Annotated in this window: 12 protein-coding genes; 8 read left to right on the top strand and 4 right to left on the bottom strand. The window is 64.5% G+C overall.

Annotated elements, in window-relative coordinates; translation table 11 throughout:
* Positions 1–180: hypothetical protein (locus ACP7AB_RS12815; protein ID WP_426046152.1), on the top strand; the 180-nt coding region annotated here is incomplete at its 5' end.
* 21 nt (positions 181–201) lie between these two features.
* Here the strand turns inward: ACP7AB_RS12815 and ACP7AB_RS12810 are convergent.
* Positions 202–1,608, bottom strand: a complete 1,407-nt coding sequence (locus ACP7AB_RS12810; protein WP_425991668.1) for an FAD-binding oxidoreductase — start codon at positions 1,606–1,608, stop codon at positions 202–204.
* 77 nt (positions 1,609–1,685) lie between these two features.
* Here ACP7AB_RS12810 and ACP7AB_RS12805 point away from each other — a divergent pair, with 77 nt between their 5' ends.
* The 4 genes from ACP7AB_RS12805 (at position 1,686) to ACP7AB_RS12790 (ending at position 4,283) form a co-directional block, all read left to right on the top strand.
* The gene (locus ACP7AB_RS12805; protein WP_425991667.1) at positions 1,686–2,102 is read left to right on the top strand and encodes an NUDIX hydrolase; all 417 of its coding nucleotides are present in this window, start codon (positions 1,686–1,688) and stop codon (positions 2,100–2,102) included.
* 138 nt (positions 2,103–2,240) lie between these two features.
* A complete protein-coding gene (locus ACP7AB_RS12800) occupies positions 2,241–2,699 on the top strand; it encodes a hypothetical protein (RefSeq protein WP_426046151.1) in 459 nt (152 codons plus the stop codon).
* 124 nt (positions 2,700–2,823) lie between these two features.
* Positions 2,824–3,807 (top strand): SPFH domain-containing protein, encoded by a 984-nt coding sequence (locus tag ACP7AB_RS12795; protein ID WP_425991663.1) that lies wholly within the window; start codon positions 2,824–2,826, stop codon positions 3,805–3,807.
* A gap of 14 nt (positions 3,808–3,821) precedes the next feature.
* Positions 3,822–4,283 carry an NfeD family protein gene (locus tag ACP7AB_RS12790; RefSeq protein WP_425991661.1) on the top strand — a complete coding sequence of 154 codons (462 nt, stop codon included), beginning with the start codon at positions 3,822–3,824 and terminating at the stop codon, positions 4,281–4,283.
* 4 nt (positions 4,284–4,287) lie between these two features.
* Here the strand turns inward: ACP7AB_RS12790 and ACP7AB_RS12785 are convergent, their stop codons facing one another.
* Positions 4,288–4,887 carry a hypothetical protein gene (locus tag ACP7AB_RS12785; protein ID WP_425991659.1) on the bottom strand — a complete coding sequence of 200 codons (600 nt, stop codon included), beginning with the start codon at positions 4,885–4,887 and terminating at the stop codon, positions 4,288–4,290.
* A 63-nt stretch (positions 4,888–4,950) separates the two neighbouring features.
* On the bottom strand, positions 4,951–5,397 hold the full coding sequence (gene rnhA, locus ACP7AB_RS12780) for a ribonuclease HI (protein WP_425991657.1): 447 nt from the start codon (positions 5,395–5,397) through the stop codon (positions 4,951–4,953).
* A gap of 104 nt (positions 5,398–5,501) precedes the next feature.
* Here rnhA and ACP7AB_RS12775 point away from each other — a divergent pair, with 104 nt between their 5' ends.
* Genes ACP7AB_RS12775 through tatC form a run of 3 tightly spaced genes read left to right on the top strand, consistent with a single transcriptional unit; the run spans position 5,502 to position 7,188 of the window.
* Positions 5,502–5,720, top strand: coding sequence for a twin-arginine translocase TatA/TatE family subunit (locus ACP7AB_RS12775; RefSeq protein ID WP_303695654.1), 219 nt, complete (start codon positions 5,502–5,504; stop codon positions 5,718–5,720).
* A 26-nt stretch (positions 5,721–5,746) separates the two neighbouring features.
* Positions 5,747–6,304: a Sec-independent protein translocase protein TatB gene (tatB, locus tag ACP7AB_RS12770; protein ID WP_425991655.1), complete on the top strand. Its 558-nt coding sequence runs from the start codon at positions 5,747–5,749 to the stop codon at positions 6,302–6,304.
* Entirely contained in the window at positions 6,301–7,188 is an 888-nt protein-coding gene (gene tatC / locus ACP7AB_RS12765; RefSeq protein WP_425991653.1) for a twin-arginine translocase subunit TatC, read from the top strand. The genes tatB and tatC overlap by 4 nt, the downstream gene beginning before the upstream one ends.
* Before the next feature lie 123 nt (positions 7,189–7,311).
* On the opposite strand, the gene ACP7AB_RS12760 is transcribed toward tatC, so the two are convergent.
* Entirely contained in the window at positions 7,312–9,507 is a 2,196-nt protein-coding gene (locus ACP7AB_RS12760; RefSeq protein WP_426046150.1) for an ATP-binding protein, read from the bottom strand.
* Positions 9,508–9,568: the final 61 nt, after the last annotated feature.

Raw genomic sequence — 9,568 nt, 5'->3', positions numbered from 1 at the left:
CTGCTCGCGCAGGATCCCGATGATCTGCTCTTCCGTAAATCTCGATCGCTTCATTCTGTCCGTCCTTTCGAGGGGCGGACTCTAGCTATTCCTGGAGGAGTTTCAGGGGGTCACGTCAGCTTTGATGACGCGCGGAAGTTCATGTCTTTCCAGAACAAGGTCACGCAACTTGCCGCGTGAGGGTTGGCGGCGTCGCTTTAACTAGAACAGCACCGCCGGGTTCATGATCCGCTGCGGATCGATGGCTTTGCGGATCGCCTGCATGGTCGCGATCTCCAGCGTCGACTTGTAGCGGCGCGCCTCGTCGGTCTTCAGGCGGCCCAGACCGTGCTCGGCCGAGATCGACCCGTCGTAACGGGCGACGATGTCGTGAATGACCCGCGACCCGTCCAACCAGCGGCCGAGGAAGGCCGGCAGGTCGCCGCCGGGCGGGCACAGGATGTCGTAGTGCATGTTGCCGTCGCCGACGTGGCCGAAGGCGCTGACCCGGGCGCCCGGCTCGAAGGCCTCGACGGCGGCGGTGGCCTCATCGAGGAAGTCGGCGATGCGGCTGACGGGGACCGAGACGTCGTGCTTCCAGCCGCCGCCCTCGGGCCGTTGGGCCGCCGACTGTTCCTCGCGCAGTTTCCAGAAGTCGCGCACCTGGGACTCGTTCTGGGCGATGGCGGCGTCGGTGATCAGGTCTTCCTCGAAGGCTGCGGTCAGGATGCGTTCTATCCCGGCCTCGGCCGCCCCGGGTTCGCCCGAGGCCAGTTCGATCAGCACGTACCAGGGCTGGACGCTGTCCAGCGGCTCGCGGACGCCGGGGATGTGTCTGATCGCGAATTCGACGCCGATGCGCTTCATCAGCTCGAAGGCCTCGACCCCGCCGCCGGTCTCGGCCTTGGCGCGGGCGAGGAGTTGGATGGCGGAATGGGCGCTGGCCAGACCGACGACGGCGGTGGCCCGGCTGCGCATGATCGGGAACAGTTTCAGGGTCGCGGCGGTGACGACGCCCAGCGTGCCCTCGGCGCCGATCAGCAGCTGTTTCAGGTCATAGCCGGTGTTGTCCTTGCGCAGCCGCTTCAGGCCGTTGAAGACCTGGCCGTCCGGCATGACCGCCTCGATGCCGAGCACCAGGTCACGCATCATGCCGTAGCGCAGGACGGCCGTGCCCCCGGCGTTGGTCGAGATGACCCCGCCGATGGTGGCCGTGCCCTCGGCTGCGAGGCTGAGCGGGAAGAAGCGGTCGGCCCTGGCGGCCAGTTGCTGGGCCTCCAGCAGGGTGACGCCCGCCTCGACCGTCATGGCGTCGTCCAGGGGGGTCACATCGCGTACGGCGCGCAGGCGGCGGGTCGACAGCAGCACCTCGCCCATCGGAATCTGGCCGCCGACCAGGCCGGTGTCGCCGCCCTGGGGCGTGATGGCGACGCCGTGGCGGGCGCAGATCTCCACCGCGCGGGCGACCTCGCCCGTCGTGCCGGGCTTCAGCATCAGGGGTGTGTGCCCCTTCCACTTGTTGCGCCATTCGGTGAGCCACGGGGCGATTTCGGACTGATCCTCCGTCCAGCCCGAGGGGCCGAGCGCGGCTTTCAGTTCGTCGAGGGCGCTGGAGGAGGGGGAGGCCATGGCGTCTTGTCTCAAAGCCTTGCCGCAGACGCTACTCAAAAGAGGGGGCCCGCCAAAACAGGCGCTAGGGTGGCGTCATGAACGATTCCTCCATGACGCCTGTGCCCGCCGTCGGCGTGGTTTGCCTGAAGGGCAACGAGGTGCTGCTGATCCGGCGCGGGACGCCGCCACGGATGGGGGAGTGGAGCCTGCCGGGAGGACGCATCAAGCCCGGAGAGCGCGCGGTCGACGCGGCGCTGAGGGAACTCGTCGAGGAGACGGGGGTCGAGGCGCGCATTCTCGGCCTCATCGACGTCGTGGACGGCATTTTTCCCGAGGCTGGCCGACACTATGTGCTGATCGACTATGTCGCCGAATGGACCGGCGGCGAGGCGGTCGCGGGCGACGATGCGGCAGACGCTGTCTTCATGCCCATCGCGACCGCCATGGCCGCAGTGGACTGGGCCGAGACGCGGCGAGTGATCGCCCGGGCCGTCGCGTTTCGCCATGGTTGACGGCATTGTCAGGTCCCGTCACTTACCCTAGCGTGCTGCAAAGCCGACACATTTACAGGACGGCCCAGACGATTCCGTCCTCGGTCGCTCTCTTTTGAACTTTGGCCGGCATCCCGCCAGCCTTGGGGGACTATACAGATGAAGACGAAACTGTTCATGGCGGCCTCGACCGCCGCCATCCTGTTCGCGACCGGCGCCATGGCGCAGGCCACCATGACCGTGACCAACACGGGCGAAGTCGCGATCACCGAACTGGCCATCTCCGGCACGTCGGTCGAGGACTTCGGCGACAACCTGCTGGACGAAGAAATCGCACCGGGCGACGGCGTCGAAGTGACCTTCGAGGTCGGTGACGACTGCGTCCAGGACGTGATGGCCACCTACGAGGATGGCGACACGGAAGAAGTGTACGACGTCGACCTGTGTGAAGGCGGCGGCTTCGAAGTCGAGGACGACGACGCCGACGAGGAAGATCCGAGCGAGGACGAAGAAGAAGACGAAGAAGACGAGGACGAAGACGAGGACGAAGACGAAGACGAAGACGAAGACGAAGACGAAGACGAAGACGAAGACGAAGACGAAGACGAAGACGAGTAGTCTTCCGACCCGCTCTTTGCGATGCGGCGGCTCCCGGGAGGGGGCCGCCGTTTTCGTTTGCGGCGCCCGGATTCCGTGGCGTACCGGCTCGGCTCGGGTTAACTTGCGGCCAGGAGGATCCTGAATGACCTATTTCGCCGTTGTGCTGCTGGTTTTCGCAGTCATTTTCGTGTTCAGCACCGTCAAGATCGTGCCCCAGGGACGGGAGCTGACGGTCGAGCGGTTCGGCAAATACACCAAGACGCTGAAGCCCGGCATCAGCATCCTGATCCCGTTCGTGGAACGGATCGGCCGGCGCATGAACATGATGGAGCAGGTCCTCGACGTGCCCCAGCAGGAGGTCATCACCAAGGACAACGCCATGGTGAAGGTCGACGCCATCGTCTTCATCCAGGTCATGGACGCGCCGAGCGCCGCCTATCGGGTCGAGAACCTGCCCTATGCGATCACCCAGTTGTGCTCGACCAACCTGCGCACCGTGGTCGGGTCTATGGATCTCGACGAGGTCCTGTTCCAGCGGGACAATATCAACTCGCGTCTGCTGACCGTCATCGACGCGGCGACCGAGCCGTGGGGCGTCAAGGTCAACCGGATCGAGATCAAGGACCTGACCCCGCCGGTCGACATCACCAACGCCATGGCGCGCCAGATGAAGGCCGAACGCGAACGCCGCGCCGTCATCACCGAGGCCGAGGGCGAGAAACAGGCCGCCATCGCCCGCGCCGAGGGCGCCAAACAGGCGGCGATTCTGGAGTCCGAGGGCCGCAAGGAAGCCGCCTTCCGCGACGCCGAGGCGCGCGAACGGGCCGCCGAGGCCGAGGCCAAGGCCACCGCCATGGTGTCGGAGGCCATCGCCCGCGGCGACGTCAACGCGATCAACTATTTCGTCGCCCAGAAATACGTCGAGGCCTTCGCCGAACTGGCTCGCAACCCGACCGCCAAGACGGTCATCGTGCCCGCCGAGATGAGCGGCCTGGTCGGGACCATCGCCGGCATCGGCGAACTGGTCGGACTGGCGCGCAACCAGCAACAGGCGGCGCGCCCGGCGCCGCCGGCGCCGCCGGCGCGGTCCACCAGGTCCGGCGGCGCCGTGCCGCCGACGGCATGACGGAGAGCTGAGCCATGGGCGCTATTCTCGACATCTATGCCTCCCAGCCGTTCTGGATCTGGCTGGCCGTGGGCGTGCTGCTGCTCGCAATCGAGGCGTCGCTGTCGACCGAATGGCTTCTTTGGCCGGCGGTCGCGGCCGGCGTGGTCGCGGTCCTGACCGCCCTGGGGCTGCGCATGGGGCTGGCCGTAGAGGTCGGGCTGTTCGCTGGCCTGACGGTGCTGGCGACCGCGCTGTCGCGGCGCCTGATCCAGCGTGTGAACCCAGAAGATCACCCCGACATCAACGACCGCGATCTGCGCCTAGTCGGACAGCGGGCGCGAGTCGTTCAGGCCTTCGTCGAGGGCAGGGGACGGGTGTTCGTCTCCGGCGCCGAATGGGTCGCCCTGATCGACGGCGACGCTCCGCCCGTGGGCGACAGCGTCGTGGTGGATCGCCTGGAAGGTCCGTCGCTGAAGGTGCGGCGCGAGGTCTGACCGGTCAGCCGATGCCGGCGACCGCGCCGACCTCGTCGCGACAGGCGCTCGACGCAGCGTTCAGCTGATCCGTTTCCTCGCCCGCGAGTCGTCCGAGGTCAGCGATGTCCTGGGCCGTGATGACGCCGGCTTCCAGCACCTCCACCTGCTTGTTGTAGAGGGCCACCCGCTTCTCGCTGGCGGCATAGGCGGCGTCGCTGATCTCGTCGGGGAAGACCATCGTCATCTGCAGATACTGTTGGTAGATCGACGTCGAGATGGCGTCGCCGGCTTCCATGCGCGCGGTGATCTCGGCGCTGACGTCATCGTCGATCGGTCCCTCGTAAAGGGCCGCAGCCTTCTCGCTGTCCGACGAGGCGCGGGCGGTCAGTTCGCTGAACTGCAGGCAGGTGGCCAGCTGGGTCTCGAAGATCTTCTGCTTCGCCGCCGTGCGCGACACGTCCAGCGCCTGGACGGCGGTGAACATCGACGCAGCCGCGACGATCATTGCAGAGATGGCCGAGACGGATGCGATCGTGCCCTCGACGGAAACGCGCTGGGTCTTGCCCCTGGAGCCGTTATCGATCGGATCGGTTTCGGGAGGAATCGGGGTCATGTCGGTCATGCGCCGACCTGATCGCATCCCAGGCTTCGCCGCAAGGCGTCTACCGACGTTCGTCTGAACCCGTCAGGTCGAGGCGGCGCGCATGCGGTCGATTCCGAGGTTGGCCAACTGGTCCGCGCGTTCGTTGAGTTCGTGACCGGCGTGACCCTTGACCCAGTGCCACTTCACCTCGTGGCGGGTGCGGGCGATGTCGAGTCGTTTCCACAGGTCGTCGTTCTTGACCGGCTTCTTGTCCGCCGTCTTCCAGCCGCGCGCCTTCCAGCCGTGAATCCAGCTCGTGATTCCATCCATCACGTATTTGCTGTCGGTATGGAGGTCGATCTTGCAGGGCCGCGTCAGCGCCTCCAGCGCCATGATGGCCGCGGTCAGCTCCATGCGATTGTTGGTGGTCAGCGTTTCGCCGCCGCACAGCTCCTTGGTCTTGCCGCCAGCCTGCAGGATCGCGCCCCAGCCGCCAGGGCCCGGATTGCCCTTGCAGGCACCGTCGGTGTGGATGATGACGTGACTCATTTGCGCGGCCTTACAGCTTCCCTTGGCGCGTCGCCATCCGCTGGACTATAGGAGCCGTATGTTTGACGCGGGCCGCAACTGGCCCCGTTCGAGGAGAGATCGCCGTGGGCAGCTTCAGCATCTGGCATTGGGCCATCGTCATCGTCGTCGTCGCCCTGCTGTTCGGCGGCAAGGGCAAGATCTCGGGCCTGATGGGCGACGCCGCCAAGGGCATCAAGGCCTTCAAGGAGGGCCTGAAGGACGACGACAAGAAGGACGGCCCGTCCGACGGCGTCAGCAGCCTGCCGCGCACCGACGCGGAAAAGGAAGAGCTGAAGCGCTAGGTCCGGTTCGGGAAAGAGCCTGACGCATGGGCGGCCTCGGCCCCGGGATCGGGGGCCTCGAATATCTGGTGATCGGCATCGTCGCCCTGGTGGTGGTCGGACCCGAGCGGCTGCCTGGAATGCTGCGCCAGCTCGGCAAGATGGTCGCCAAGGCGCGCGGCATGGCCAATGAGTTCCGTTCCAGCTTCGAGGAGATGGCGCGTCAGTCGGAGCTCGATGAGCTGCGCAAGGAGGTCCAGGCGCTGCGCGACGGTCAGGGACCGGTCGGGCAGGGGATGGTTCGCCTCGGCGACGAGGCCAACGCCGCCTTCAAGGACATCAAGGCCGAGCTGGAAGCGCCCGCCTATGTCGAGCCGCCGCCGCGCGCGGTGATGCTGGACCAGCCCGAATTCCCGGAGCCGGTGGCGACGTCTGCGGTCGTGCCGGTGAAGACCCGGAAACCTCGCGCGATGACGGCCAAGGCCGCCGCTACGCCGGCCGCCAAGCCCGCACCCGCCAAACCCGCCGCCAAACCCGCCGCCAAGGCCGCGTCCAAGGTCGCCGCCAAGCCGCGCGCGCCGCGTAAGCCCAAGACCGTCCCATGACCGACCGCGACGAAGCCGAGATCGAGGCGTCGCGCGCCCCGTTGATGGAGCATCTGATCGAGCTGCGCGGCCGGATGATCTGGTCCGTCGCCGCCTTCTGCCTCGCTTTCATCCTGTGCTTCTTCTTCGCCGCCCAGCTGCAGGTCGAGTTGATCAAGCCGTTCCAGGCCGCCGCGGCGGTTCACGCCGCCGCCGTGGCTAAGGGCGAGCACGGCAACCCTCTGGACCTGCTGGCCATCACGGCCGGCTTGAAGCCTTTCCCGCCCGGCGGGCTGGCAGCGGTCGAACTGATCGCCACGGCGCCGCTGGAGCAACTCTTCACCAAGATGAAGATCGCCGGGTTCGGCGCGATCGTCCTGGCCTTCCCGATCCTGGCCTATCAGCTCTACGCCTTCGTCGCGCCTGGCCTGTACCGCAACGAGAAGGGGGCGTTCCTGCCGTTCCTGATCGCGACCCCGGTGATGTTCTTCCTGGGAGGGGCGCTGGTCTATTTCGTCATGCTGCCGTTCGTGATGCTGTTCTCGCTGAGCCAGCAGATATCGAGCGAGGGCATCACCGTCCTGCTGACGACCAAGATCTCGGACTACCTGAATCTGGTGACCTCGCTGATCCTGGCCTTCGGACTGTGCTTCCAGCTGCCGGTCGTGACGACGCTGCTGGGCATGGCCGGGCTGATCTCGTCCAAGATGATGAGCGAGGGGCGTCGCTATGCGATCGTCGCCGTCGTGGTCCTGGCCGCCGTGGTCACGCCGCCGGACCCGATCAGCCAGCTGATGCTCGCCGTGCCGCTGGTGCTGCTCTACGAGGTCTCGATCTGGTGCGTGCGTCTGATCGAGCTGCGTCGCAAGAAGGACGAGGACGACGAGGGGCTGGCGACGGCCTGAGGAATAGGGTCCGCGGTCCGGCGCGAACCCTCCGACCGTTGCCGACCCGTTGCAGACGCTCGGAAAACCGGGCTGAGGCCTCACTCTTCTGGATTCCGCCCCCAGCCATATTCGGACCGGCTTTCAACCGTGACTCGCGTTCTGCTGATCGGGGACAACCCTCTCCATGGCCTCGTTCATCGCAGCAAACAGGGTCTCGGCAGTGATCGGCTTTGCGAGGTGAACGTCAGCGCCCGCAGTCCGGCTGGCCTCGACATGTTCCCGCATCGCATTTGCTGTCATCATCACGATCGGAACGTCCCGGCAGTTTGATGAAGACGCTCGGATCTTCTGCACGGCGGTGAGGCCGTCCATGACCGGCATCTGCATGTCCATTAGAATGATATCGAAATGCGAAGCGCAGGCGGCGTCCACGGCCTCTTGTCCATCGACCACACTCACGACGTCGGCCATTCCAGACAACATCAACTCGGCCACCTTACGGTTCGTCGGGTGGTCATCGGCGATGAGCACCCGCAGTGAGCGATCCGGGGATTCGACCGCAGTGGCAGTTGAACTCGTGTCTATAGGCGCATGGACGGAGTCCAGGGGAAGTTCAAACCAGAAGGTCGACCCCCGTCCCGGTTGGCTCTCGCAATCCAGAGTGCCGTCCATGGCTTCCACCAGGCTCCGACAGATGGAAAGGCCAAGGCCGGTTCCACCGAACTTGCGCGTAATCGTCTCATCCGCCTGTTGGAATCTGTTGAACAGCCGGTCCTTGTTTTCTGGCGCAAAGCCGATCCCCGTGTCGGACACAGAGAAACGGATCAGCCCGCTTGAGGTTCGTTCGACCGACAGGACGATCTTGCCCGCCGAGGTAAACTTGGCAGCGTTGCTGAGAAGGTTGCTCAAAATCTGCCGAATTCGCAGCTGATCTCCACTATAAAACCCACCAATGGTCTCGTCGAAAATGAGTTCGTAGGTTACACTTGGATTTGTGTTCTGCAGTTTGAATTTTTCGAGCTTGAATTCAGCCAATGATTGCAAATCAAGTGCTTCATTTTCTATTTTGAGCTCGCCGGCGTCGATCTTGGCCGTATCCAGCAAATCCACCAGCAAAGCCGTCAATGTTTCGCCGGATGAGCGAATGATATCCAGTAGTTCAAGCTGGTCACGCCGATCGCATTTTCGGGTCAGAATGTCCGAGGCCGCCACAATCCCATTCAGGGGCGTACGGAGCTCGTGGCTCATGTTGGCCAGGAACGCCGATTTCGCACGCCCAGAGGCCTCGGCGGCGTCCAAGGCGGCCCGGAGTGCAACATTTAGCTGGTGCTGCTCGGTTACGTCCTCACTGACAGTGACAATGTAGGCGGGCTCACCCTCCTCAAAGGTCACGGTTTTTCTGGTCGTCCAGTACCGTTCGCCCAAGTCCCGGGTTGTGACCAGCGCACCCTGCTCGACCTTCACCTGTTTGGTGAGAATGACCTCTTGATCCTCGTCCCAGGATCGTTTCGCCTCTTCGGCGGGAAACAGGTCATGAACTGTCTTACCTAGGGCCTCGGCCGACGACAGGCCCGTGGCGACCTCAGCCGCTCGATTGATGAGGACAAGCTTGCCGGTGCGGGCCTCCTTCACGACTAGCAGGGCCGGCATCATTTCCATGATCGCCCCATAGAACTCTTCTCTCTTCGCGACCGAACGCTGTTGCTCTTCGGCGTGATCCTCCAGCTCGGTCAGGCGCAAAGACGTTTTGGACAGGCGCTGCTCAACCTCGACCTTCGCTGCTTTCTCGGCGTGCTTTTCGATGACGGTTGCCGCCAGGACCGAGAAGTCCTGAATGGATCGAATCTGCTCGCCTGTCGGCAAGCGAGCATCACAGTAATAGAACGCGATTACCCCCAGGACCTGCCCAGCCTGGCCCCGGATGGGTTGCGACCAGAAAGCACGCAGACCCAACTCTGCCGCGAAGGATTTGAACCTGGCCCACAGCGGGTCAGACTGAATATCCTCGACAACGACGAGGTAGTTGCCGAAGGCCGCCGTGCCGCATGGGTTGGCGTCCGGGCCGACGGCGGACCCGCTGATCGTCTGGTTGTAGATGTCCGGCAGACTTGGAGCCGCCCCCAGAAGAAGATGTCCCCCTGCCGAGTCCACGAGCATGATGCTGGCCACGCAGCCGGGATGGGTTTGCTCGGCAAGCCTCACGATCGCCTCGAGTGATCCCGACAGAGACAGATCCAGATCACGGACGTCCAGCGAAGACCACTCCGCGGACAGGGGCGTGTCGGCGGCTAGTTTTTCTGACCCAGAATCCAAAATAGTTCTCCGACCGTCGTTCATCGAGATGACCCAAGCACTCGGTCTTCTCATTTCTGGTTAACGGAGACATCAAATCGTCCCG

The organism is Brevundimonas sp. TWP3-1-2b1 (assembly GCF_049896165.1).
In the GTDB taxonomy this organism is placed as follows: domain Bacteria; phylum Pseudomonadota; class Alphaproteobacteria; order Caulobacterales; family Caulobacteraceae; genus Brevundimonas; species Brevundimonas subvibrioides_B.
This window is presented reverse-complemented; position numbering and strand designations above follow the sequence as displayed.

Excerpts from the sequence above, each read along its gene's own strand:
- ACP7AB_RS12810 (WP_425991668.1), bottom strand. The coding sequence starts at position 1,608 with ATGGCCTCCCCCTCCTCCAGCGCCCTCGACGAACTGAAAGCCGCGCTC.
- ACP7AB_RS12795 (WP_425991663.1), top strand. The coding sequence starts at position 2,824 with ATGACCTATTTCGCCGTTGTGCTGCTGGTTTTCGCAGTCATTTTCGTG.
- tatB (WP_425991655.1), top strand. The coding sequence starts at position 5,747 with ATGGGCGGCCTCGGCCCCGGGATCGGGGGCCTCGAATATCTGGTGATC.
- rnhA (WP_425991657.1), bottom strand. The coding sequence starts at position 5,397 with ATGAGTCACGTCATCATCCACACCGACGGTGCCTGCAAGGGCAATCCG.
- ACP7AB_RS12785 (WP_425991659.1), bottom strand. The coding sequence starts at position 4,887 with ATGACCGACATGACCCCGATTCCTCCCGAAACCGATCCGATCGATAAC.
- ACP7AB_RS12805 (WP_425991667.1), top strand. The coding sequence starts at position 1,686 with ATGAACGATTCCTCCATGACGCCTGTGCCCGCCGTCGGCGTGGTTTGC.
- ACP7AB_RS12760 (WP_426046150.1), bottom strand. The coding sequence starts at position 9,507 with ATGAACGACGGTCGGAGAACTATTTTGGATTCTGGGTCAGAAAAACTA.
- ACP7AB_RS12800 (WP_426046151.1), top strand. The coding sequence starts at position 2,241 with ATGAAGACGAAACTGTTCATGGCGGCCTCGACCGCCGCCATCCTGTTC.
- ACP7AB_RS12790 (WP_425991661.1), top strand. The coding sequence starts at position 3,822 with ATGGGCGCTATTCTCGACATCTATGCCTCCCAGCCGTTCTGGATCTGG.
- tatC (WP_425991653.1), top strand. The coding sequence starts at position 6,301 with ATGACCGACCGCGACGAAGCCGAGATCGAGGCGTCGCGCGCCCCGTTG.